Below are 23,969 nucleotides of genomic sequence, written 5' to 3'. Positions count from 1 at the left end.
TCGCCCGGAGACGAGTTCGATGGCCATCATGACGAAGGGACACCGCATCGATGCGCATCCTCCTCCTCGGACCGCCCGGAGCTGGCAAGGGCACGCAGGCCGTGCTTCTCGCCGCGCATCTGTCGATCCGGCACGTCTCCACCGGTGATCTCTTCCGTGAGCACCTCGACCATGGCACCCTGCTCGGGCAGCACGACCGGGCGCGCTTACGGGCCGGGCTTCTGGTGTCGGACGAGGTCACCATCCGCGTGATCCAGGAGCGCCTCACCCGTGCCGACACCCGGGGCGGATTCCTGCTGGACGGCTTCCCCCGCAGCCTTGCCCAGGCGAAGGCGCTGGACGGCATGCTGGCCGCATCGCAGTCGAGGCTGGATGCTGTGCTCGGCCTGGAGATCGCAGAGGCCGAGGTGGTCAGACGGATCGCCGGACGGCGGTTGTGCCGAAACGAGCCCGCACACATCTTCCACACCGAGTTCAGCCCGCCCGACGTGCCGGGACTCTGCGACATCTGCGGCGGGGAGCTTTACCAGCGCCCTGACGACAGCGAGGCGACGGTCCGACAGCGACTGGAGGTATACGGCAGCGAGACGGCTCCGGTCCTCGACCACTACCAGGCGCAAGGGATCGCAACCATGATCTCGGCCCTCGGCCAGGTCACAGAGGTTCTCAACCGCGCGCTCCTCGCCCTCGGCAAGGACCGAGCAGGCGGACCCGGCGGGGATGACCACTGACGGGCAGCAGGTGTTCACTCGAAACACCCCCAACTGGGACGGCGTTCAGCACCTACGGGACGCGAAGTACTGCGCGCCCATCCGTATCCCGGCTGGAGACGGCGTGGCCATCAAGCACGACTTGAACGGCTATGCCCGCCGGCGGCAGGCCGAGCTGCGCGCAAGCTGCCCACCTGACGTGTAGCCCTGCTCTGACAGCCGGCAGACAGGCGCCGGGGTAGCTCAGTGCGCGGAATCCGCGGTGCCGTGCGGATGGATCAGGTCGACCAGTCGGTGCCCAGGTCTCGGGCCAGCCGCGGCGGCAAACCGTCTAGGGCGATGGCGCGCGGCCGCCGTCGCTGAAGACGCAGGAGATGCCGAGCGGTTCGTCGATGAGCATCGTCGGCGTCAGGCTTCCCCGTCCTCGGTGCCGTCGCCGAACTCCCCCGCATCCTCGCGGTCAGCCTCCGCGTCGCAGCTCAGTAGCGTCGATGGCACTGGGCGGCGGCGTCAGTCGTCAGCTGCGACGAAGAGAGTGAGTGTCGCTCCCGGGCGGTCGATGAGGACGCGTTCCTGGTAATCTATGTGGATCGGGCCGTAGTCGTGGAAGGCGTTCTCGGGAAGCTGTCCCAGCAGGTATCTGCTGGTTGCCTTGCGGATCGGGGTGTAGATCTCCTGACGCAGGCGTGATGCGAGTGATTTCGGGATGTCTCCATGCTGGTTGGCCCAGGAGTGGACGACATCGATTGCCATCTCGCCATCGACGGCCTCGTAGGCGTCAGGGGTGATGCGGTCAAGCCACCACTGGCCGTGCCGTGGCCAGTCTTGAACGCCGGCTCGTCGTACGTGTCCCGAAACTGAGGATGTGCGATCAAGGCGACCAGAACGTCTCGGTCGTCTTGCGCCTCGGACGACAGTTGGAAACGCTTGGCGTCAATCCAGCGGTACCGTGGGAGCCCTCGCTGAAGTCGAAGTCACGGAAGTTGATGAAAGGGCTATCCAGGTGGACGAGGGCGGGCACGGGTTCCATGGTGGTCATCGACGCTACTCAACCCCCTCGACGATCTGTGGCCTGACCAGTGACTATTCCTCCCCGTGCCTCGGTCCGGGACCGGTCCTTCCTCTGGGCGGCCGAGTTCCTGGGTCGAAGCGCGGATGCGCTTGTTCGGCGACAACACGCGGTGGGCCGTGGTCGTCGAGCTACTGGATTACGCCCCGCGCGGCGGCAACCTCATCGACGTGATGCACGGTTTCAACAATTGCCTGATGCGCGGCGAGCCCGGGTTTGGCGACTTCCTGGCGCGGGTGGACAGCATGGCGGAGATCGATCCCGACGGCGCCGAGGTCTATGCGGCAGGAGTTCGGTGTATATCGGTCTAGAGCTCGGGCAGTCGGTTGGCCGGGGTGGGAGAGCGGCGTTCCTGTAGCCAGTAGAGGTAGATCTGCAGGTCCGTCTCCAGGCTTCCGGAGTGGGTGCCACCAGAGATGTAGGCCGCGAAGTCCAGGGCGCCCTCCACTGCTCGCTGGTTCGGGATCCACCGGTCGTACCGCTCCCACTCGTGCACCTGGTCTCTCAGGTACTCCAGGATCCGCTTGCGGTCGCGCCACCACTCCCGGACCAACTCCGGTGTCCACCGCTGGTCTCCGTCCCAGGCATAGCCGTCCATGGGGTCCGCCTCGATGGCACTGAGGACCTCCCTCGCCTCGTCGGGTGTGCCCGGCTGGCGGTATACGTACTCAGTGAAGTACTGACCGCCGTAGTGGATGTGATGCGGGGCTTCGAGTCGACCTGTCGCGCAGTTATCGGTCTCGGCGCCGTACACCGGCCCCGGGACGTTGAGCCACAGGCGGTCCTCCCAGCGACCGTTACAGCTCGGGTGCACCTGGAACAGCACCGCCGCCGCGTCGAAGTAGAGCGTCATGAGGGCAGAGTACTTCTGCCCGAAGAGCTGAGAGTCGCAGCCTGCGGATCGCGATCGTGACCTGGATCGAGCGGACCCATCACCCCCGCCCCCAAGCCGCCGCCTCACTCCCGTCGAATACGAGACCGTCACAATCACACCGGCCCTCAAGGCCGCATGACCGAACCTGTCGTCCGCACCTGCACCAGGCTCATTTGGTACGGCCCGCTCGGTGTGTCTGCATCAATCTCGGCCGTGTGGGCGAACTACGGGCGGAGGGGCAGCGGCCCGCAGCTACGGTGGCGTCCAGGCTGATGAGCGAGTGCGGTGTGCCGCAACGAGGAGTTGGTGTGGCGAACCTGACGCGGCGTGTGCGATGCGGGGCCGATGTGGGCTATCACAGCTTCTGCCTCCAGGAGTCGGACGATGCCACCCTGCCGGTGCCCTATCCGGACGACTCCGTCTTCGGGCAGTTCCTCACGCTGTTCCCCGGCCGGATCGACATCTTCAGCGCCGGCCACACCCACACCGCCGCGGTGACCGTCGAGGTGTGGGACGGCCGACCGCCGGACGAGGGTCGCGGACAGTGGGATGAATACGCAGAGGGCGAGTACGTCTCCACGAGTGGCATCGTGGCCGTCTGGTCGATGAGCCTCGGGCGGACCGATCAGGACATCCCGCTGTCGGACGGGGCAGGCCGCTGGAACGTGCAGGTGCACTCGGCGGGCCGGTCGGAGGCCGAGCGCCAGTCTGCCGAGACGGGCACCGCAGACAGCGTGGAGCGCTACCTTGTCCGCTTCTGGCCTGCGGAGTAGCAGGGCGCCGTGCACACGGTGGTGGGGGCGTGACCCGTCGCCGTCCGGCGTCACGCCCCCGGCCGAGGCCAGTCGCGGCCTCGACCACGACAGGCCGACGCCCACGAGCAGCGGTACGCCGCACCGGGCGAGGACCCGGGTGCGCATCATCCGCGCCACCTCTGCGGGGCAGCGCCGGTGGGAGCGCAGCCTGCCAGCGATCAGCGCGGCGGCCGGCAGGACACGGCGTGGCCGGTGTCGCGGCGGCACCTGACGTGCAGCAGCACGGAGCTGCGGTGGAACTCCGTCATGGCGATGCGCCTCCGACAGGTGGATGACCCGCCGCCGCAGCGCCGTGCTGCCACCCGGCCCGGCGGGCCCGGGACGTGCGTACGCCCGGTCCAGATACTGCTGGGTCTCGATCAGCTCGTGCGGGTACCGGGTCTGCGTCATACCCCGAGGGAATACCGGGATGTTCTCTGGTGGGGTCTGGAGTGCTGGGCGCGTGACCGGGTCCCTGTCCCCCGGCGAACGCGCGCAGTCACTCCGTCGTCTCCCAAGCGCCAGAACGGGCGTGGCTCCGTTCACAAGGCCGGGTTCCGACTCAGGTCCGTGGACGGGGATCGGTGCAAAGCCGTGTGGTCGAGTGAAGTGGCAGCCAGGGACGGTGGACTGATGTCACGATGGGTAGCAGCATCAGATCAGTGTGTGAGGAGGTCTTCGGTGAACGAGCCGACGGAGAGCAAGGGCCCGAAGGTCCCGCCGAGTTCTCCGCCTCGCACGCCGCCTCCGCGGAAGATGCCGGTTGAGCCCCCGCGTCCGGATCCGCGGACCGAGTACGCCAGCACGGTGCTCCCTGTCCCGGGGGCGGGTCGGGCGCGTGTGGAGACGCGGCGCCCGCGGATGGCTGTCCAGAACCGGCGGGTGCACAACTGGGTTCTGGCCGCGGACTCCTGGGCTGCGGGCAAGGCGGTGCGCGGGGTGACCGATGCCGTGCGTGGCTGGGGGCAGCCGGCCCGTGGACAGTGTCCTGGAGGAGACGGTGCGTCTTCTTGTCGAGGCGGCGGTCATCAATGCGGGCAAGCGCGTCAGCGTCCATCTGGCCGGTCAGGACGGGCTGCTCCTGGTTGTCGTCCTCAGCCACACCGGGGCCCTGGACGACGGGGCCGTCCTGGCTTCGCTGGCGGCTGTCGACGGCACGGCGAGCTGCGGGACCGACGCCGGCGACGAGGGCCGCAGGATCTGGTCGCTGCTGTCCACCGAGCCGCCGCGAAGTCGCGAACTGGCAGCGTGCAACGGAAAGACTGCTGGCTGTCGTTCCTTTCACTCCTTCTGGCGAGCTTGAACGAGCCTGCCTGGGTGAGACGAGTCCCAGGCCAGCAAGCCATCGACAGCGCACCATGGGTGCAGGCCCCGGCCTATATGCCCAGGTCCGCACTCATTGGTCGTCTGGGACCGTGACCGCAAGGCGCCCCGGACCCGCCCCAGCGGACCGCGCGGATGCAGGGTTGGGGCGGAGGCCCGGGGCGCCACGGGTCAGGAGCGGTAGTCGCGCAGGAACAGCGAGGGGCTGGAGTCCGTACGGGAAGCGTTGACGCCGTCTCCGCGGGAGTAGTCCACGCCCTCGTTCGTGGCCCAGTCCTGGATCGGGCCGGCCGCGCTTCTCAGGTGCTGGAAGGTGCTCGCGTCACCTGCGGCGGAGCCGAACTGGTACAGCCGGGAGGTGTCGCCGTAGGGATGGTAGGGCTCGTACGGGCCTCCGGGGGTGCGTTGTTTGGCCAGGGTGTTGTGGAAGAAGACGTTCTGCGGGCCGGTGGAACCCGACCAGCCGATGCCCTTGCTGCCGGCGGCCCAGTAGATCGGCCACCAGGTGCCGTCGTCGCCGGCGCCGCCCTCGCCGCCGCAGTTGGTGTCGCACTCGCCCGAGGAGTGGTTGTACGGCACGCGGACGGTGTTGTTCTCGAACAGGTTCCGGCGTTCCCAGCCGCCGTGCAGATTGAGGTCGGAGTCGAAGTCGTTGCCGATCGCGACGTTGCCCGACGCCGACCACTGGAAGGTGAAGTGGCGCAGGTTCCGGCTGGTGTTGGAGGCGTACAGCGAGTCCCAGACCCGTGATCCCCGCAGGTAGCCGTTGCCGCCCTTGCCCTTGTTCCAGGAGCCGTCGAAGACGTTGCGCTCGATCTGGATGTTCCGGGCGACTTCGGTGACGACGGGGTGCGAGCCGACCATGTCGGCGTGCACGCCGCGCACCCAGGAGTCGCGGGCCCACTTAAAGACGATGCCGTGCATGGCGTACTCGGGGGCCAGGTTGCCGTAGTTGTGGACTGCCTGGGCGGGGTCGAGCTGGTAGGTGCCGCCGCCGAGCTTCGGCAGGCCGTTCAGGTCCTCGGTGAAGGAGAAGTCCTCGAAGCCCACATCGGTGATCATCTTCAGCGCGGTGACCTTGCTGGCGTACGCCTTGCCGCTCACCCCCAGGGGTGGCGAGCCGTCGGAGGTGGAGTCCACCGGGAGGTCGTACTCCAGCGGCTTGTCGAGGGTGACGGTGCGCTTCGCGGTGTCCACGGCGGTGATGGTGAACACCTGCTGGCGCATGTGCAGGTTCTCCAGCCGGCCGTCGTTCTCAGCGTCCGCGATCTCCTGCGACTGGTAGAACTTCAGGCTGTTGGCGGCGCCCACCCACAGGTCACCGCCCGGCTTGAAGGCGTCCATCTTCGCGTTGGCGTTCAGCTGGACGACCCGGTCGCCCTGGCGCGCGGCGTAGTTGGCGTCGCCGGGGGAACCGCCGACGGCGACCCCCGACTCCCAGTGCTGGTTGATCGACCCCTCGAAGAGGTCCCGCCGGTTCTCCGGGATCTTGGAAGGAAAGCCGCAGATGCTGGCGTACTTCTCGGCGGCCTCCCTGGTCTGGACCCGGAACAGGCCGCGGCCCGGCCAGATCCAGCCGCCGGTGCCGACGTTGTTGCCGGTGGTGAACTGGCACTTGTGCTGCATGCCGGCCTGGTCCCAGCGCTCGCCCCTGGCGGTGAGGACGTCGTACCGCGTGTTCTCGTCGGGGCGGAAGACGATCCGTGAGCCGTTCTCCGGGTCCGCTCCCTGCCCCCGTACGAGCAGGTAGGAAGCGTCCACGGAGAGCTGCTTGCTCACGTTGAGCACACCCTTGGGCAGCTCGATCACCGACAGCCGGCCGGCACTCGCATGCGGAGTGCAGTGATCACGGATCCGGTCGATGGCCTTCTGGAGGCCCGCCGTGTCGTCCTGCCCGTCATCGGCCTTCACCTGGAACTGCGACTCCAGTGCGGAGGGGCCGAAGTGGCAGGCGGAGTCGGGGGTGCGGGCGGCGGCGGACGGCAGCAGTTCACCGCCGCGGTACCCGGCCCGGCTCCAGTCGGGCAGCCCGGCCACGGGGCCGCGGCGATTGCCGCGCCCGAGGTCCTGGTCCGGGTTGACCGAGCCGTCCACGGCGCCGGGCAGGGAGTTCGGGGTGCCCACGCAGGAGGAGGCCACCGGGTGGTCACCGAGCTGGGCGGCGATCTTCGTCAGGCAGGCGGCGAGCGCCTGCTGGCCGTAGCGGTTCGGGTGGATCGCCTCCTGCTGATGGCCTTGGGCCTGCCACGGCAGGTCCTTCGACCCCTCGAACAGGTACGGGACCCAGCGCACCCATTCCGCGTGGTGGGCGCTCAGCGGAGCCGTCAGCCGGTGGCTCGAATCCGCCTGCCTCGTCGTCGTGCTGCACAGCTCGTGCCCGGCGAACGCGCTCTGCAGGTCCAGGAAGGAGACACCCGCCTCGTTGGCCGCGCCCCGCAGCATGTCACTGATCCGGGGCACCACGGAGGTGTGCGCCCAGTCGCTGTCGGCGTCGAGGAAGGGGCAGCCGCCGTTGATGTAGCGGCCGTAATTGGCGGGCGGCACGGGAGCGTTCTCCGCGTCGCGGTAGTTGTGGCCCCTCGGCAGCGGGTTGGCGTAGGACTGGAGGACGATCTGGTACGTGCCGTCCTCCTGCCCCGCCTCGCGCAGCACCGTCCGGATCGTCTCGACCGCCCCCACGACCTTGGCCCGCACGGGGCCGAGGCTCTCGGCGAACTCCCCCTCCTTGGCCCCCCGGCAGCCCTTGTTGAACACCGACGGGTAGAAGTACGCCTTGACGCAGTCCTGGAGGATCTCGGAGAACTTCAGGTCGTTGCCGCCGACGGAGAGCACCACCATGCGCACGTCGTTGTTCTGCGCGATGTCGCGGAGGTCCTCGACCTGGGGCCGCTGCCCCTTGAACCCGGTCGTGGTCACGTTGTCGGTGGTGGCTCCCGAGCAGGCGATGTTGAAGCGCCGCTCCAGCGGCACGCCCTCCAGTGCGAGGCCCCGGATCTCGGCGGAGTCGGACCTGTCGCAGGCGTCGGCGCCCCGGTCGTACCCGGTGTCGCCGTAGATCCGCGACACGTCGTGGTCACACGTGCTCTCGTCGGCGTTGCAGTTCACCGCCGCCCGGTCGGTGCCCCAGGCCGAACCGGTCGCCGAGGCGGCCGCGTTGCCCGCCCAGCGTCCGCCCTCGCCGGAGATGTAGCTGTCGCCCATGGAGACCACGGCGGGAGGCAGGCCGCAGGAGCCGTCGTCCGCGGCGCGGGCGGCACGAGATGCCGGGTTGTAGACGGTGATGCTGCCCCAGCTGTCGCCGCACGTGGGCCCGCCCGCGGGGGCGAACCGCACCGGCCAGTGGTCGGAGGTACCGTTGCGGCCGTTGAGGGACACCGAGAGGTTCTCCAGCTGGTCACTGGCGATCATGTAGTCCAGTGCGTAGCCGGAGAGCTGGGTGGTCGCGGGAGGGCCGTCGGGACGGCCGTTGCTGGTGGCGTAGAAGGTGTTCGGGAACCGGCCGCGGGTGGGAGCGGCGGAGGAGTTGAAGTCGCCCAGGGCACGCCAGCTCTGCCCGGCCATGGTCTGGGAGATGGTGTCGATCAGGGCGACGGCGTGCGGATTGGGGGTCTCCCCGGAGCGGATCGACGCGGCGTGGATGTTGAAGTACCAGGTGTCGCCCAGTTGTACGCCGAAAGCGGGGCGGGTCCTGATCCACTTGTTGGCCGGGTCGGCGGCGGGCAGCACTCGGATGCGCGGGGCGAGGGTGCCGAGGTCCTCGGGGGCGTCCTTCAGCCAGATGGCCATGGACTTCTGGGTGTTGCCCTCGGTGCCGGCGTCGGGGTCGTCCGTGCCGGTGGTCTGACCCCAGGCCGTCTTGTCCAGGATCTTCAGGTAGATCAGGACGCCGGGGGCCGCACGCGTGCCGGGCTTGCCCCAACGAGCGGCACTCACACGGTATTTGAGACTGGGCAGCCCGGTCGGGGTCTGCGTGGTGTCGGTGCTGTTGTCGAGGAGCACCTGCTCACCCGTGAAGTCGCTCGGCGGCTTCACGGTCTCCTGGAGGGCGATCACGTCGGCGGTCTTGAGCAGGGACGACCTGACGAGGTCCCAGCGGGTGCCGCCCTGGGTGTTGAACGTGATGGACGACTCGGTGACGTCCTCGGCGGCCTGCGCCGGCGTGGGTGCGACCAGGGTGACGAGGGAGGCGAGCAACGCGGTGCAAAGCACCTGCACGAGTGTGCGCCGGGGTCCGGGGCCGGGTCTGTGCCGGGTGGCGCGGCCCGGAATGTGAAGGAAATGCAGGGACACGGTGGTCTCTCTTTTGGGGCCGCTGACGCGGCGTCTCCTCAGCCGCGGGATGCGGCCTTCTGCCCGTGGGAGGCGGCGGGCAACAGCGAGAGACTACAAATCCGATCTGACGCGCGGGCTCAACACCCCATGTATGGCTCGTTGTTGACTATCCCAAACCTACACCTGACACACACGATGGGGCTTTGCCGTGAAGATCGCGGAGCGTCGCTCCGTGCGGTCCTGACCGAGCCGCACCGGCGGTTCAGAAGGTGGTAGGTCATGGGAACGAGATCACTCAAGGCAGCTCTCGCGACGGGCGTGGTCGCCGGTGCGGCGCTGCTGTCCGCCGCGGCCCCGGCCTCCGCGGCCAACCCGCCGTATGCCGACTGCCCGAGCTGGGCCCTGTGCCTCTACCAGCACGGCGGGGGCACGGGCTCCAAGGCGATCATCACCCCGACCCCCGGCATGATCACCCTCTACAGCGTCCGCTTCCTGAACGGGGACCCGGCCAACAATCAGGTGTCCTCCTGGCTGAACAACTCCACCTGCCAGGTGAAGTTCGTCGACGACCCGTACAACCACTCGGACCTGGACTTCACCCCGAGCCATCAGTACGGCGCCACGGGTGACTGGGCCGGCCAATTCGCCAACGACAGGCTGACCGGGGTGCACTTCTACTGCCCCTGAGCGGGCTTCTGTTCCGGGGGACCCGACCGGTTCTTCCCGCCAGCCTCGAAGCACGTCACTGCTTGGCACCGGACTCGCTCCCGCGCGTCTCTTTTCGACGTCGGTCAAGCTGCCGCCCCTGCGGATGTCTCACCGAAGGGGGACTAACAAGGTCGCCTTCACGCTGTCTGGCGAACAGCCCGACAGCACCGGACCCAAGTTCAGTAGCGTGCTCAAGCGACCCTCTATCGCGCTCAGTCACAGTTCGCGTTGGCCTATCCGGTCCATCGGGGGGCGTTGCTGATGCTGGTCGCGGTCAAGTCGGCGAGGACGGATGCAGGCAGGTCGGTGGCCAGGGCCAGGCGGGAGCTGTTGCGGCCGGCACGGGGTGACTCGTCTGCCTCTGGCACTGGTCCGCACATACCCACCAGCGAGCAGCCGAGAGCCCGGTCCTAGCCTGGAGCCGTGATGACAACCTCGTCGATCCTCGGGCAGTTCGATCTCTGCGCGGACAAGGCCGAGCTTCCCGATCTGGACAACGGCTACTACTACCCGGTCGATGCGCGGATGCGCTTGTTCGGCGACAACACGCGCTGGGCCGTGGTCGTCGAGCTACTAGGTTACGCCCCGCGCAGCGGCAACCTCATCGACGTGATGCAGTGGTTCGGCAATTGCCTGACGCGCGGCGATCCCGGGTTCGGCGACTTCCTGGCGCGGGTGGACAACATGGAGGAGATCGATCCCGACGGCGCCGAGGTCTATGCGGGCGGAGCGCCGGTGGTCGTCCGCGGCACCGCGCTGCCAGTCGACACTCACGCCGGCACCCCTCTGCAGAACGTGTTCCGCCAGCTGGCGCCGGCGAGCCGGGAGCTCCTGCTGGCCGACGAGACTGAGCTGCGGGCCCGCATTCCCTCCGATCTGCCCGAGCTGTTGAGGCTCGACGAGTGGAACCAACCGGACGACTTCTGGGACGCCATGCCCAGCGGGCATGAAACCTTCCAGATGATCGCCGAGGTATTGGCCTCCGGAGACCCGGCCCTATACCGGCCGACGCTCGCAGCGAACACCCACTGGTCCCATTGGCCGGACGCCGGGACTCTGTGACGCCTGCCTGACCACCGCCGACACAACCGCGCTCCCGGCCCTGCGGGCTTGCGACACCCGGTCACCGTCACCCAGGATCGCCACCCGCCCGCAGCGGCGGTCGAAATCGGCAGCGCGCAGCACCCGGGGCGGAAGGCGTGCGGTGCGGCGAGCGGCGTCGCATGTTCGGCAGGTTCGGGTGTCGTCCCCCGGACCAGACCGCCGGCGGGGGCACGTGCAGGCCGGTGCGTGGTGAGTCCCGGACTCGGTCATCGGACGGCCCTCCTCGTGCTCGAGTCTTCCCGGTGCCCGGGCCTGCTGCGCCCATGTGCTGTCTGCGAGGCTGCTTCGGGGTCAAGGGGTAGCGTGCCGACTGACCCGGGTGGGTTCGCTCGGCAGCGCGGTGGGCGCGGGCAGAAGCAGGTTCAGGTGGCTGTAGGCCAGATGTGCAGCAAGGGTCGGTCAGTCGTGCAGGCGGGCCCGCAGAAGGAGGCCGCGCGGGCGGTGCGCCTGCCCTGGCACGGTGACGGGGAGATGGCCGAGCGCCGGTCCCCTCACGGACCAGAGCGGACGACTTCCGCCAGTTCGCCGGCGGCCTCGGGAGTCAGGCGGTAGAAGCCCTGAAGGCTGATCGATTTTTCCAGACGCCCATCGACTATGTACTTCAGGCCGCGGGTCTGCCCCCGGCGATTTCGCCAGGTAAGTCTGGTGAGCAGTTCACCGGATACGGGTACATCGAAGCGCACGGGCGTCGCGTCCACGTGCACGGCCTGCGCCCCGCATCCGCCCGCGCCGAGCATCGACCAGGTCTCGTGGCCGGGATAGGCCGGGTCCTCCCAGGTGGCGGGAGCTGCCCCGCAGCAGTCGCGACGCTCACGGTCGACCACTCGCATCCGGCTCACCACGAACACCTCGCGTTGCTTGACGTGCAACGCGTACACCTCGTCCCCCGCACGAGCGCCCGACCACGCCGGCAGGGAGGAATGCACACCGCTGAAGGCAACCGGCGGTCGCTCCCCCACCCTCCCCGCCTCGCGCAGCGCTCGGCACGTGTCGTGGGTCCACAGGACGGTGAAAGCATCAGGCACGCCGTGATCGTACGATCATGGTCTGACAGGCCTGCGGGAAGCCGTCCGCGACCGCCACAACACCGTCAAGTACTGCCGTTGATGACCTGCAGGGCGCTTCAGCGGCGCCAGATGGTCGACCAGGGCCTGGGGAAGCAGGCAGAACGCACTCTGTATCACGGTGACCAGCAGCATGAGGGGCAGTTAGTCCTGCGTGCCGTGGCCGGCAAACATGTGGGCCAGGGACGCATGAGCAGTGGAGTTCCGGCCGCTTCAAGAGCGGGAAGCGGCAGTCTGGTTTCGGTGAAGGTAGCCGTCACTGGGGCACCCGACATCCGCGTCCGCGGTCGGACACATCCCAGGATCGTCTTCGTCACCGAAGAGGTAGGCGCCCACTTCGCAGTCTCCGGTGGAGAAGATCAGCGACAGGACGGTGCCGCGGGTTGCGGTCTCGTCAGCAGTGTGGAACCGGTCGGCTTCCGTCGGGGCATAGAACGCCCAGCGGCCGGACGACAAGGCCGAAGGCTCCTCGCAGTCATGTGCGACGGGCAACTCGTTGAAGTGCTCGGCGGTGAACGTGTGATTCTCGTGGAAGACCAGGGATGTGCCCGCCTCGCTGGTCCATCGCCCCTCGACCTGATCCGCTGAGATCTCTGCGGCATAGATCGCCGCGGCCCAACCGCAGGACACCGTCAGGGCCACCAGCGCCCCGATAACAGCGATTCTGCGGCACAACTGTCGGCCCATGCCACCCCTTCCCGCACCTCCAGGCAGATGCTCTGCGCCTGCCTCTTCTGAACACGAAACCATATTTGAACGCGCTCAAAATAGCGTAGTGGGTAGCCGTTCCCGGGCAGCAGCGCGCAAGCTGCCCGCCCCTCGTCGTCCGCCGCCCGAGCGGCGCGTTCGCCCGCTCGCAGCGTCTGACCGAACAACTCGCCATACGGGAGGGGCGGCTGCCGCCGCTCAGCTGCCACCGAGGGGGGTGTGTCAGCCCGGCAGCGCAAGCGCGCCTCGACAGCATCGGCAACGGACCCCGGGGCGTAGACGCCGCGGGGAACGGCGTGGCCCGGCTTGCCGGGGCATACGGCAGCCACCGACGTAGGCCGGCCCCGGCGGCACGCCGGAGGGCCGGCCCGAGGACAATGGACAGATGACCAGGTTCGACGTCTACGGCACCACTTCCTGCTCGATTGAAGAGTTGTCGGCCGTGCTCGCCGACAGGCTCGCCGTGACCTTCACCGAGCGTGAGAGCGACTACCTCGGCAACTACCTCGTCACCGCACTGGCCGACGGGACCAGCCTGAAGATCCAGCCCAACACCATCCCGGGAGACGACGGCGCAGACGATCTCTACGAGGTCGAGCACCCCGACGTGCCCGTCCTGGTGCTCGTCACCTCACCGACTGAAGACGGGCCGCTCAGCGAGAAGGTGCTGGCCGCGGCTGGGCTGACTCTGCTGAGGTCGGAGCTCAACGGCCGCACCCGGCTGGCCCGGGGCAGTTGGCGCGCCTCGCTCTGACCGGTTCCCGCGTTCGCCAGGGCCCCGCTGCCGCGGCGACGGGCCCTATGTCGTGCGGCCGAGGTGGGCCAGCGCTGCACGAAAAGTTCTTGTTCGCCAGCGTGACGACCAGGCCGCCGTCCCGGAACACGTTCACGACGCGGCCCGCGGAGACACCAGCGCCGTCGCGACCCCACCCAGCACAGCCCCTGACCAGGCTGCTTCCATCGCGCCCCGCATGGCTCCCCTCCGCCCCGGGCGGACCGCCCTCGGTCGGCGCTGCGCCGGGGCGCCCGCCCTGCGTCCCTGAGAAGATCCCACTCGGTATCCGGCCTGGTCCGGTCCGGGCCTCCGCTCCATTTGCTAGGTGCCGGTATCGGCATGTAGCTCGAGTGAGGGGTACGGGCAAGCAGACGAACATCCGCCTGGACGAGGTCGTGAAGGCGGCAGCCGAGGAGCGGGCCAAGAGCCGGGGCCTGAGCCTGCAGGGGTATGTGGCCGACCTGATCGAGGCGGATGTGAACCAGTCCCGCGCGGCCTTCTTGGCCGGCGCCGCCTCGTTCCTGTCCGCGTACGCGGAACGTGCTTTCCGTGGACAGCCTGCGGTCGTGGGGGCCATGGGCGAGAATGCCTATGGTGGGTGGCCTTGTTGTGGCCTCGTGGTGGTCCGGACCAGCCACGGAAACGGGGAGGGCGGATGGAGTTCCGGTTGACGTTCGCGCACGGCGGGAGCGAGAAGGACGCCGGGAGCAGCGACTGCGCTGACTGCGCTAGCTCACTTTACCGTTGGCTGGTGGCAGATCCTGAGCTGCGAGGCCTTGCCGAGATCACCGTCGTGCCCTCCCAAACGCGCCCCGGGCACATGGGGGACGCACTGGAGATCGTCAACGTCGTGCTCAGCAACACGATCGCTCTGAGCAGCCTGTTGGTCGCTGCGGCCACATGGCGCGGCACACGTCCCCGACCGACTGAGGTGCGGCTCGAACGTGACGGCGTCATCGTCACAGTCCGGGACCCCTCGCCCGACCTGCTCGACCGGATCCTCAACGCTGGGGACGAGGACGACTCCGAGCGCAGTCCGGATGACGAGGGCGCGGAGTAGACGGTGGCGGAGTTACCGGACCCGGCTGTTTCCCAAGCTCTCCTGATAGGGGTGCACTCGTATAAGAGTTTGGCCGATTTGCCTGCGGTCGCTCAAAACTTGAAGGGCCTGCGCAGTGTACTGACCGACCCCGCGGTGTGGGGTCTGCCGGCCGAACACTGCCGCGTGCTTTCTCAACCGCTCAGTGCCGAAATGGTGCTGGGTGCAGTGCAGGAAGCGGCCAGCCGAGCAAGAGACACCCTGCTGATCTACTACGCCGGGCATGGTCTAACCGATCCCTACACCGATGAGCTCTATCTGGCCCTGCCCGATTCGAGACACGACCGCGAGTACACGGCTCTGCGGTACGAGTATCTGCGCCGAGCCGTGCTGAGCTCGCAGGCTACTGCTCAACGGACCGTGGTGATTCTGGACTGCTGCTTCAGTGGACGAGCACTCGTCGGGAGCATGAGCGCGAGTGAGCAGGTCGCCGACCACGCGATAGTGGAGGGAACCTGCCTGCTCACGGCGTCCGCCGAGACGCGCGCAGCCGTCTCCCCGCCTGGAGAGCGATATACGGCGTTCACCGGGGAACTGATCACCGCGCTCGCCGACGGAATCCCGGGAGCACCGGACCCGATCGACATGAGCACCCTCTACCGGCACCTCCACCGCTCGCTCGCGGCAAAGTCCCGGCCCCTGCCGCAACAGCGCAATCGCAATAGCGGAGGGCTCATCGCCTTGGCGCGCAACCGCGCCACCGCACCCTCCGCTCCACCACTGCATGGCGACGCGCCCTCTTCGCTGGAGGTGCCGTCCTCCGGCACGGACGGCAACAGTCGGCAGTCCGACGTAGCTGCCGACGGCGAAGCGTCCGAGGAGTCTCTCCTGAAGCAGGTCGTGGTGGACCGCATCCGTGTGCTGGGTCCTGATCACCCCGACACCTTGGAGGCTCGGCACAAGCATGCCTACTGTCTCGGGGAGTCCGGCAGTCGTGAAGAGTCGGCCCGTCTGTTCGGTCGCCTCATCGAGGACCGCATCCGCGCGCTGGGCCCCGATCACCCCGACACGTTGTCCACGCGCCATCAACATGCCCACGACCTCGGCGAAGCCGGTCAGCGGCTGAAGGCGATAGAGCTACAAGAACGCCTCGTCGAGGACCGCACCCGAGTGATCGGCGCGGACGACCCCGAGACCTTGAGGACCCGACACAACCACGCCCACAACATCGGCGAAACCGGCCGATGGAACGAGGCCGCATCACTCTTCCAGCGCCTGATCGAGGACCGCATCCGCGTGCAGGACCCTGAGCACCCCGACACCCTCGACGCTCGGCACAAGCATGCCTACTGTCTCGGGCAGGCCGGCAACCGCCAGCAGGCCGCCAGCCTGTTCGGTCACCTCGCCGAGGACTACTCCCGTGCACTGGGCCCCGACCACCCAAAAACCCTGTGGGTTCGGCAAAGCCACGCCTTCTACCTTGGGGAGGCGGGTCAGCGGCTGAAGGGGGCAGAGCTGCAGGAAGGCCTAATCGAGGACCGCACCCGAGTGATCGGCGCGGACGACCCCGAGACCCTGAGGACCCGACACAACCACGCCCACAACATCGGCGAAACCGGCCGATGGAACGAGGCCGCATCACTCTTCCAGCGCCTGATCGAGGACCGCATCCGCGTGCAGGGCCCTGAGCACCCCGACACCCTCGACGCTCGGCACAGCCACGCCAGCTGTCTCGGGCAGGCCGGCAACCGCCAAGAGGCCGCCAGCCTGTTCGGTCAACTCGCCGAGGACCACTCCCGTGCACTGGGCCCCGACCACCCGAAAACCCTGTGGGTTCGGCACAAGCACGCCGAAAACCTTGGGGAGGCGGGTCAGCGGCTGACAGCGATAGAGCTACAAGAACGCCTCGTCGAGGACCGCACCCGAGTGATCGGCGCAGACGACCCCGAGACCCTGAGCACCCGACACAACCACGCCCACAACATCGGCGAAGCCGGCCGACGGAAGGAAGCCGCATCACTCTTCCAGCGCCTGGCCGAGGACCGCGTCCGCGTGCAGGGCCCTGAGCACCCCGACACCCTTGGGGCTCGGTACAACCATGCCTACTGTCTCGGGGAGTCCGGCGGTCGTGAAGAGTCGGCACAGCTGTTAGGTCGCCTCGTCGAGGACTACATCCGTGTACTGGGCCCCGATCACCCTGACACGTTCTATACGCGCCATCAACATGCCCACGACCTCGGCGAAGCCGGTCAGCGGCTGAAGGCGGCAGGGCTACAGGAACGCCTGATCGAGGACCGCACCCGAGTAGTCGGCGCGGACGACTCCGAGACCTTGAGGACCCGACACAACCACGCCCACAACATCGGCGAAGCCGGCCGATGGAACGAGGCCGCATCACTCTTCCAGCGTTTGATCGAGGACCGCATCCGTGTACTGGGCCCTGAGCACCCCGACACCCTTGGGGCTCGGCACAAGCATGCCTACTGTCTTGGGCAGGCCGGCAACCGCCAAGAGGCCGCCAGCCTGTTCGGTCAACTCGCCGAGGACCACTCCCGCATACTGGGCCCCGACCACCCCGACACCCTCGACGCTCGGCACAGCCACGCCTGCAACCTCGGCGAGGCCGGCAACCGCAGACGAGCCGCACAGCTGCTTGAGCATCTCGTCGAGGACCGTACTCGTTTACTGGGCCCCGATCACCGCAACACCCTCGACGCTCGGCACGACCACGCCTACAACCTTGGGGAGGCGGGTCAGCGGCTGACAGCGATAGAGCTACAAGAACGCCTGATCGAAGACCGCACCCGAGTGATCGGCGCAGACGACCCCGAGACCCTGAGCACCCGACACAACCACGCCCACAACATCGGCGAAGCCGGCCGACGGAAGGAAGCCGCATCGCTCTTCGGGCGTTTGATCGAGGATCGCATCCGTCTGCTGGGTCCAGCTCACCCTGACACCCTCGGGGTTCGGCACGCCCACGCCTACTACCTCGGGCAGGCCGGCAGCCGTGAAGAGTCCGCCCGCCTGTTCGGTCGCCTTGTCGAGGAACGCACCCGAGTGATCGGCGCGGACGACCCCGAGACCCTCAGGACTCGACACAACCACGCCCACAACATCGGCGAAGCCGGCCGGCGGAAGGAAGCCGCGTCACTCTTCGAGCGTTTGGCCAAGGACCGGATCCGTCTACTGGGTCCCGATCACCCCGACACCCTCGGGGCTCGGCACAACCACGCCTACTACCTCGGCGAAGCCGGCAACCGCAGACGAGCCGCACAGCTGCTCAAGCATCTCGTCGAGGACTGTACCCGTGTACTGGGTCCCGATCACCCGGACACCCTCAGGGCTCGGCACGACCACGCCTACAACCTTGGCGAAGCCGGCAACCGCAGACGAGCCGCACAGCTGTTCAAGCGCCTGTTCGAGGACCGCGCCCAGGTGCTGGGTCCTGATCACCCCGACACCCGAAGTGCCTGGAACAACCAAACATACTTCTCCCGCATCACATGAGGTGAGCCCAGCCCGCCGACACGACGTCCAACGACTTCACCAGCCGCAACGATGCGCTCAGCCAGACCGGAGCCCGCGTCTACGAACGGCGCCAGCTCCAGGCACGAGGCAATCGGGCCGGGCGCTGTGAGCGGGGGTGGCCAATACGGCGGCGGGGTCTGGGCACGAGCACGGGTTTTCTCCGATCCGGGTGGGCAGGGCTGTGCCCGCCAGCGAGGTCGTGCCGGCGGGCCGCTGGTTCAGGAAGGACGGGGTGCCGGTTGTGGCCGGGCTGCGTCTCGTGCTGCGGAGCAAGGGCGGGGCGCTGGGTCAGCGGTTGCTGATGCGGCCGAACAGGCCGCGGACGATCTGCTCGGTGTGGGTCGAGTGGTGGGTGACCGGGGCGTTGTAGTGGTGCGTGTGCGGGGCTGCGGCAGTGCAGGCGTGCTGGACGGCGCTACCGATCGCGGGGGCGAGGGCGGCCAGGGGCAAGGTGACCATGAGGACGGAGGTGAGGGTGACGGCGGCGAGGCCGTGCAGCACGAGCCAGGCGCCGCAGCTGACGCCGGTGACTCCGGCGCCGATGCCGATGGAGGCGTTACCTGTCTGCATCAGCACCAGAAGCCCGGGCTCTTCTACCTCATCGCTATTCATCGTTCCATCGAATCCCCAAACCGCCTTACTCCGCTCACCAAGTTTAGGGAAACCCTCCACCCTCTTGGCGCCAGGCAGCGGCTTCACGTGCGGGGCATAGTGAGCCTCTTCCAACCTGAAGTGCCATCTCAGGGGCCTCAGCTGGCGTGGGCTCAACCCTGAAGAAGCCTCCGTGGACGGTCTCGCCGTAGGGAGTCGCCATCACATACCCCCGTCCGGTTGTGTTGATGTGGGCCAGACCCTCTGGCAGGGTACGGATGTCAAACGGGGAGGGACCCATGCTGAAGCAAGTCGCCGAGGGTGTGCTGATCCACCGGAGTGAGTTGCTCGAGAACAACACCGTTGTCGTGCAGGGCAGGGACGGCGTGCTGCTCGTGGACGCCGGGATCACCGGCGCCGAAATGACCTGCCTGGCGAACGACCTTCGTGAGCTGGGCCAGCCCGTGGCGGCGGGTTTCTCGACGCATCCTGATTGGGATCACGTGCTCTGGCACGCCGAACTCGGCGATGCGCCTCGCTACGGCACAGCCCGCTGCGCGGCCTTCATGCGGGAGGTGTTGTCGAACGCAGACTGGAAGGTCGGCGTCACCGAAGGGCTGCCGCCGGAAATCGCCGAGGACACATCGCTGGACCGGTACGGCCTCATCACTGGCCTGCCCGCTGAAACCACGCAACTCCCCTGGAACGGCCCCACGGTGCGGATCATCGAACACACGGCGCATGCCCAGGGCCATGCGGCATTGCTGATCGAAGAGCGCCGGGTTCTCATCGCCGGCGACATGCTCTCCGATGTCTTCGTTCCCATGCTCGACGACGCGGATAACCCGATTAAGGACTACCTCGTCGGGCTGGGACTGCTCGAGGGCGTAGCGGGCGACGTCGATGTCCTCATCCCCGGACACGGGTCCGTCGCCAAGGGCGATGAGGTACGCGCGAGGATCAAACTGGATCGGGCGTACGTGGAGGACCTGCGTGACGCCCGGGTCTCCAGCGACCCACGGGTCGTATCACCCAAGCCCGGCTGGGAGTGGGCAAGCGCCATTCACGAAGGGCAGACCCGAAGCCTCGCCCGAGGAAGCGAGCGCGAGGGGACGCCTGACTAGTGCCGTAGCAGGCAACGTTTGCCCTGTTGTGATGTGACGCGCCGTCCTGGTGCTGTGCTGGGCGGCGCGTGGCCGTCACTCTGTCCGAGTGGCAGAGCGAGTACGGGTACGCGAGATCGACGATGACGAGGGCAGACGGCTGCTGAGGATCATCCGCAGGGGCACGGGGTCGGTGGTGACCTGGCGGAGGGCCCAGATGGTGCTGCTGTCCGCGCAGGGCATGCCGGTGGCGAAGATCGCCGAGGTGTCGTTCACCAGCGATGACCGGGTCCGGGACGTGATCCACAACTTCAACACTGACGGCTTCGACTCGCTGTATCCGAAGTACAAGGGCGGCCGGCCGAAGACCTTCACTCTGCCCGAGCGGCGCGAGATCAAGAAGATCGCCAAGTCCAAGCCGACCGAGCACGACCTGCCGTTCTCGACCTGGAGCCTGACCAAGCTGGCGGACTTCCTGGTCGCCGAGGGGGTGGTCGACGACATCAGCCACGAGGGACTGCGCATCCTGCTCCGCGAGGAAGGCGTCTCCTTTCAACGCCTGAAGACCTGGAAGACCTCCCGCGATCCGAACTACGCGGCCAAGAAGGCCCGGGTCGAGCACCTCTACGCGATCGCCGACGGCGAGGTCATACCCGAGGACCGCGAGCCCGAAGTCGTCTTCTGCATGGACGAGTTCGGCCCCCTCAACCTGATGCCACACCCTGGACGGCAGTGGGCCGAACGCGGTGGCAAGCACAAGGACCCGGACCGCGAACCCCGCCGACGGCGCCGGGCGACCTACAACCGCTACGGCGGAGTGCGACACCTGTTCGCCGCCCTGGACCTGGCCAAGGACAAGCTCTACGGCCACATCAAGCCCATCAAACGGCGCACCCAGTTCCTGGAGTTCTGCCGCTACCTGCGCACGCTTTACCCGCCTACGGTGCGGATCGCGATCGTCTGCGACAACTTCTCCCCGCACCTGACCACGAAAAGATGCCAACGGGTCGGCACCTGGGCGGCGGCGAACAACGTCGAGATGGCCTACACGCCGACGAACTCCTCCTGGCTGAACCGGATCGAAGCCCAGTTCACGGCCCTGCGCTACTTCACCCTCGACGGCACCGATCATGCCGACCACAAGGAGCAGGGCAGCATGATCCGCCGCTACATCATCTGGCGAAACCGCCACGCCGACGACCGGCGCCTACACGCCGTCGTCAACAAGGCAAACGTTGCCTGATCCGGCACTAGAGAGCTGCTTCCGCCACAAGACGCCCCTGCCAGTGAGCCTCTTCTCAGCTGGCGGCGCTGATGGCGAGTTGGACCGTCCTGCGCAACGACGAAGCTCCCGGTAGACGGGTTCTCGACCAGGAAATCCCGTGTCCGCCAGGAGCTTCGCGTGCTTGTCTATCCGTCCTCGATCGACTTGTCCACCCGCACCCTGCGGTTCCTGACCGGACAACTGACGGCCAGGCGCCGGGACATCGGGACGCGGTGGCGGCGGCTTCCCGTGGCACGTCAGGCCCTGCTCGCCCTGGCCCACCTTCGGTGCGGTGACACCTACGCCCAGCTCGCAGCCGGGTTCGGCATCGGGATCGCAACCGTCTACCGCTACATACGTGAAGCCATCGAGGTTCTGGCCACCCTCGCCCCGACCTTGACCGAGGCGATGAAGACACTCCGGACCAAGGCGTTCGTCATCCTCGACGGAACCCTGCTGCCCATCGACCGCATCGCCGCCGACACCCCCTACTACTCCGGGAAACACAAACGCCACGGCATGAACGTCCAGGTCCTCACCGATCCGCTCGGACGGCTGCTCTGGGCCTCGCCGGCTCTGCCCGGCTCGACCCACGACCTGACCGCCGCCCGGCAGCACGGGATCATCGACGCCCTCGCCGCAGCGGGCCTCAAGTGCTGGGCGGACAAGGCGTACCAAGGAGCCGGTGGGCACGTCCGGGTCCCGTTTCGGGGCCGCCGCCTCAAGCAGTGGAAGCGCCGCCACAACACCACCCACGCCAAGATCCGCTGCCTTGGCGAGCAGGCCATGGCCACCCTCAAGGGCTGGCGGCTCCTGCGGAAACTCCGCTGCAGCACCAACCGCATCACCAACGTCGTGAAGGCAGTAGTCGTCCTTCACCACGCATCAGCGTGAGGTTGGAAAACGCTCAGTGGTGCCATCCTTGAATAGCAGCCTCACGAGTTGGGAAAACTACGACACTCACACCTGGCGGAGGTCACGAACGACGGAGCATGACGCAAACGTCGGAGAGGCCCCACCGCCCGTGCGGTGAGGCCTCTTATTTGTCGGACGCCGTGGCTACTTCCCGATGCGCACCTTGTCGTTGTCGAGCAGCGACGTGTGTGTTGCCGCAGCGACGATCAGCATGATGATCAGGAAGCCGACGAACGGGGACTCGCTGTCCGGGTCGGCGAAGGCCGTGCTGATGCCGAGCACGAGCACCTCGGCGGCGACGTACACGCCGGCCAGCCAGGGCTTGATGACGCCCTTCACCGCGGCCACGACGAACGGGACCGCTGCGCCGACGCTGATGGTGACGATCGGGACGAGGGTCCAGATCACCTTCGCTGCGGTGGTGTTGAACATGCGCGGCCGCCCGGTCGGGAGCGGCGTGTTGACGTACGGGCTGGGCTGCGGCTGGTACGGGTTGCTCATGGGCTGCCCTCGGTTCGGATGCCTGGTGGTCAGTCGTCGTCGCCGAGGTTCACGATGAGGACCTTGACCTTGCCGGACGTCGACAGTTCGGCGTAGACGTGCCGGCTGCCGTCGACTTCGTTGGCCCGGGCCTTCTGTACGAACGCCTCCAGCTCGTCGAAGGTCATGTCCTTGTCCTCGCCGGTGAACCTCAACTCCAGTGCCATGGCGGTAGTGTGCCGCGCCGGCATGGCCCGTGTGAGGGAAATGACGGAGCCGTTGCCGCGGGGTGCGGCAGGGGCTCGGGGCGGGTGCGGTCAGTGGCTGTGCGTGGACGGGTACCACCAGCCGCAGGGGACGCAGTAGTACATCGGCGCGTCCGCTCCAAGGGCGGCGAGGAGTCGTAGGATCATCGGTCAGTCACCTCCCCACCGCGTGATGCCGTTGGACGTCGGCAGGGTCGTGGACGACTGCACCGGCCTGGCCGATGGCTACTACACGGAACCCCTCTCCAACCCCCTTCTCCGGAACGTTGTTGGCGTTGTCGTTGTCGCCTGACCTGCAACAACAACCCTCAACAGGAGTCGCGGCCACAGGAGGGGGAGCGGTCGGGATGTCGTCCATGTGGATGCCGGGCGGCCCGTTAACCGGGCGCGGCGAGCCCGCACCCCTCCCCCGCCACCTCACCGGTCCCGCCCTGCGCCGCGCGCGGGTGGCGCAGCGGATCGCCGTTCGGATCCGGCGCGAGGCACGGCACCTGCCGCTCGGCCCCCGAGGCTGACACACCCGGGCGCCGGGTGCCGTCGGCGGCGGGTCCCGGCGCGGATATGTCTCGTGCTCCTGGTGCCCGTCACCGGCGGCGGCGCAGGAAGACGGCCGCGAGTTCGGGCAGCGCGCGCACCACGGAGACGGTGTCCGTGCGACGTGCCCGCAGGAGCGCGACGACGCACACCACGGTCAGACAGATCACGCCGAGCGCGAGGATCAACGGCACAGCGAAGAGCATCGCCGGGTCAAAGGTCATGGAGTCCTCCACAGGTAGAAAAAGCCGTCCCACCCGGACAGGCCGGGGCGGAACCCCCACTGCAGGACCAGCGAGTCGAATGCCGGCAGCCGGGCCTCTCTCCTCCCTCTGCAGTTCTTGCGGTTGTCGCCCGGGACCGGTGACGGGGCCGGTGCAGGACCGCGGCCAGAAACCCGGCACCCGGGTATCGCACCGGCACCCAGGTATCACAGGGCGGCTCGGCGGACACGGCTTCCGCAGGCGGTGCGGCCGGCCGGTCGCCGGGAACGGCTGTCCGTGGGCTGTGCGGGGGCGGGGGCCGGCGGATCTCCTTCTGCTTCTGCCGGCCCCCGGACAACTCGTGATAGCGGAAGGCTGCTGCCCGATGGTCAGGTAATACCGAGGGCCGCGTCGACGCCGCAGTGCGAACACGCCTCGACGCCATCGGCCGCTGCCTGGGCCGCGGCCGCCAGCAGCGCTCGACGGCGGGCAGTCCGCGGATCGCCGACGAGCACTACCCCGACGCCCCGCGGGGCGAGCGCACCCCGAAGCCCATCAACCCGGCCGAGGCCCAGTTCCTGACGATCGGCCCCGAGCGGGGCCTGGCTGGTCGAGGCCGCGGCGACGGGCATCCGCCGGATC

General features: G+C 68.0%; 23 protein-coding genes. 13 read left to right on the top strand and 10 right to left on the bottom strand.

Features of this window, described 5'->3' with window-relative positions:
* The first annotated feature begins 50 nt into the window (after positions 1–50).
* Entirely contained in the window at positions 51–731 is a 681-nt protein-coding gene (locus JE024_RS37945; RefSeq protein ID WP_205378357.1) for an adenylate kinase, read from the top strand.
* A 489-nt stretch (positions 732–1,220) separates the two neighbouring features.
* Here JE024_RS37945 and JE024_RS41595 read toward each other — a convergent pair whose 3' ends face one another.
* Positions 1,221–1,463 carry a hypothetical protein gene (locus JE024_RS41595; RefSeq protein WP_244883546.1) on the bottom strand — a complete coding sequence of 81 codons (243 nt, stop codon included), beginning with the start codon at positions 1,461–1,463 and terminating at the stop codon, positions 1,221–1,223.
* A 342-nt stretch (positions 1,464–1,805) separates the two neighbouring features.
* Between JE024_RS41595 and JE024_RS37935 the strand changes: the two genes are divergently transcribed.
* On the top strand, positions 1,806–2,090 hold the full coding sequence (locus JE024_RS37935; RefSeq protein ID WP_372449905.1) for a DUF7003 family protein: 285 nt from the start codon (positions 1,806–1,808) through the stop codon (positions 2,088–2,090).
* On the opposite strand, the gene JE024_RS37930 is transcribed toward JE024_RS37935, so the two are convergent.
* Positions 2,087–2,632 (bottom strand): ferredoxin, encoded by a 546-nt coding sequence (locus JE024_RS37930; RefSeq protein WP_205378355.1) that lies wholly within the window; start codon positions 2,630–2,632, stop codon positions 2,087–2,089. The genes JE024_RS37935 and JE024_RS37930 overlap by 4 nt on opposite strands.
* Positions 2,633–2,961: 329 nt before the next feature.
* Here JE024_RS37930 and JE024_RS37925 point away from each other — a divergent pair, with 329 nt between their 5' ends.
* Both JE024_RS37925 and JE024_RS37920 read left to right on the top strand, forming a co-directional pair.
* Positions 2,962–3,426 carry a hypothetical protein gene (locus JE024_RS37925; RefSeq protein ID WP_205378354.1) on the top strand — a complete coding sequence of 155 codons (465 nt, stop codon included), beginning with the start codon at positions 2,962–2,964 and terminating at the stop codon, positions 3,424–3,426.
* Between the two features lie 997 nt (positions 3,427–4,423).
* The gene (locus tag JE024_RS37920) at positions 4,424–4,750 is read left to right on the top strand and encodes a hypothetical protein (protein ID WP_205378353.1); all 327 of its coding nucleotides are present in this window, start codon (positions 4,424–4,426) and stop codon (positions 4,748–4,750) included.
* A gap of 191 nt (positions 4,751–4,941) precedes the next feature.
* Here JE024_RS37920 and JE024_RS37915 read toward each other — a convergent pair whose 3' ends face one another.
* Positions 4,942–8,979 carry a GDSL-type esterase/lipase family protein gene (locus tag JE024_RS37915; RefSeq protein WP_205378352.1) on the bottom strand — a complete coding sequence of 1,346 codons (4,038 nt, stop codon included), beginning with the start codon at positions 8,977–8,979 and terminating at the stop codon, positions 4,942–4,944.
* Between the two features lie 342 nt (positions 8,980–9,321).
* Between JE024_RS37915 and JE024_RS37910 the strand changes: the two genes are divergently transcribed.
* Both JE024_RS37910 and JE024_RS37905 read left to right on the top strand, forming a co-directional pair.
* A complete protein-coding gene (locus JE024_RS37910) occupies positions 9,322–9,729 on the top strand; it encodes a peptidase inhibitor family I36 protein (RefSeq protein WP_205378351.1) in 408 nt (135 codons plus the stop codon).
* Positions 9,730–10,176: 447 nt separating this feature from the next.
* The gene (locus tag JE024_RS37905) at positions 10,177–10,812 is read left to right on the top strand and encodes a DUF7003 family protein (protein ID WP_372449915.1); all 636 of its coding nucleotides are present in this window, start codon (positions 10,177–10,179) and stop codon (positions 10,810–10,812) included.
* A 533-nt stretch (positions 10,813–11,345) separates the two neighbouring features.
* Here the strand turns inward: JE024_RS37905 and JE024_RS37900 are convergent.
* Together JE024_RS37900 and JE024_RS37895 are read right to left on the bottom strand one after the other, a co-directional pair.
* Positions 11,346–11,879, bottom strand: a complete 534-nt coding sequence (locus JE024_RS37900; protein ID WP_205378349.1) for a hypothetical protein — start codon at positions 11,877–11,879, stop codon at positions 11,346–11,348.
* Positions 11,880–12,131: 252 nt separating this feature from the next.
* Positions 12,132–12,605 (bottom strand): hypothetical protein, encoded by a 474-nt coding sequence (locus tag JE024_RS37895; RefSeq protein WP_205378348.1) that lies wholly within the window; start codon positions 12,603–12,605, stop codon positions 12,132–12,134.
* Positions 12,606–13,011: 406 nt separating this feature from the next.
* Between JE024_RS37895 and JE024_RS37890 the strand changes: the two genes are divergently transcribed.
* From JE024_RS37890 to JE024_RS37875, 4 genes are all read left to right on the top strand, one after another.
* Positions 13,012–13,380 (top strand): hypothetical protein, encoded by a 369-nt coding sequence (locus JE024_RS37890; RefSeq protein ID WP_205378347.1) that lies wholly within the window; start codon positions 13,012–13,014, stop codon positions 13,378–13,380.
* A gap of 371 nt (positions 13,381–13,751) precedes the next feature.
* Entirely contained in the window at positions 13,752–14,072 is a 321-nt protein-coding gene (locus JE024_RS37885; protein WP_205378601.1) for a hypothetical protein, read from the top strand.
* Positions 14,057–14,461 (top strand): effector-associated constant component EACC1, encoded by a 405-nt coding sequence (locus JE024_RS37880; RefSeq protein WP_205378346.1) that lies wholly within the window; start codon positions 14,057–14,059, stop codon positions 14,459–14,461. The genes JE024_RS37885 and JE024_RS37880 overlap by 16 nt, the downstream gene beginning before the upstream one ends.
* A 3-nt stretch (positions 14,462–14,464) precedes the next feature.
* Positions 14,465–17,950, top strand: coding sequence for a caspase, EACC1-associated type (locus tag JE024_RS37875; RefSeq protein ID WP_205378345.1), 3,486 nt, complete (start codon positions 14,465–14,467; stop codon positions 17,948–17,950).
* A 309-nt stretch (positions 17,951–18,259) separates the two neighbouring features.
* On the opposite strand, the gene JE024_RS37870 is transcribed toward JE024_RS37875, so the two are convergent.
* Positions 18,260–18,583, bottom strand: a complete 324-nt coding sequence (locus tag JE024_RS37870) for a hypothetical protein (RefSeq protein ID WP_205378600.1) — start codon at positions 18,581–18,583, stop codon at positions 18,260–18,262.
* 278 nt (positions 18,584–18,861) lie between these two features.
* Between JE024_RS37870 and JE024_RS37865 the strand changes: the two genes are divergently transcribed.
* The 3 genes from JE024_RS37865 to JE024_RS37855 all read left to right on the top strand — a co-directional run bounded on the left by JE024_RS37865 (position 18,862) and on the right by JE024_RS37855 (position 21,823).
* Positions 18,862–19,686, top strand: a complete 825-nt coding sequence (locus tag JE024_RS37865; protein ID WP_205378344.1) for an MBL fold metallo-hydrolase — start codon at positions 18,862–18,864, stop codon at positions 19,684–19,686.
* 88 nt (positions 19,687–19,774) lie between these two features.
* On the top strand, positions 19,775–20,908 hold the full coding sequence (locus JE024_RS37860; protein ID WP_205371596.1) for an IS630 family transposase: 1,134 nt from the start codon (positions 19,775–19,777) through the stop codon (positions 20,906–20,908).
* Between the two features lie 159 nt (positions 20,909–21,067).
* Positions 21,068–21,823 carry a transposase family protein gene (locus JE024_RS37855; protein WP_205378343.1) on the top strand — a complete coding sequence of 252 codons (756 nt, stop codon included), beginning with the start codon at positions 21,068–21,070 and terminating at the stop codon, positions 21,821–21,823.
* A 165-nt stretch (positions 21,824–21,988) separates the two neighbouring features.
* Here JE024_RS37855 and JE024_RS37850 read toward each other — a convergent pair whose 3' ends face one another.
* From JE024_RS37850 to JE024_RS37835, 4 genes are all read right to left on the bottom strand, one after another.
* Positions 21,989–22,345, bottom strand: a complete 357-nt coding sequence (locus JE024_RS37850) for a hypothetical protein (RefSeq protein ID WP_205378342.1) — start codon at positions 22,343–22,345, stop codon at positions 21,989–21,991.
* A 29-nt stretch (positions 22,346–22,374) separates the two neighbouring features.
* Positions 22,375–22,551 (bottom strand): hypothetical protein, encoded by a 177-nt coding sequence (locus JE024_RS37845; protein WP_205378341.1) that lies wholly within the window; start codon positions 22,549–22,551, stop codon positions 22,375–22,377.
* A gap of 623 nt (positions 22,552–23,174) precedes the next feature.
* Positions 23,175–23,348, bottom strand: a complete 174-nt coding sequence (locus tag JE024_RS37840; RefSeq protein WP_205378340.1) for a hypothetical protein — start codon at positions 23,346–23,348, stop codon at positions 23,175–23,177.
* 368 nt (positions 23,349–23,716) lie between these two features.
* Entirely contained in the window at positions 23,717–23,959 is a 243-nt protein-coding gene (locus JE024_RS37835) for a hypothetical protein (RefSeq protein ID WP_205378339.1), read from the bottom strand.
* Positions 23,960–23,969: the final 10 nt, after the last annotated feature.

It is taken from the genome of Streptomyces zhihengii (assembly GCF_016919245.1).
Classification (GTDB): Bacteria; Actinomycetota; Actinomycetes; order Streptomycetales; family Streptomycetaceae; genus Streptomyces; species Streptomyces zhihengii.
Note: the sequence above shows the minus strand (reverse complement) of the source record. Positions and strands in the feature narration are given on the sequence as shown.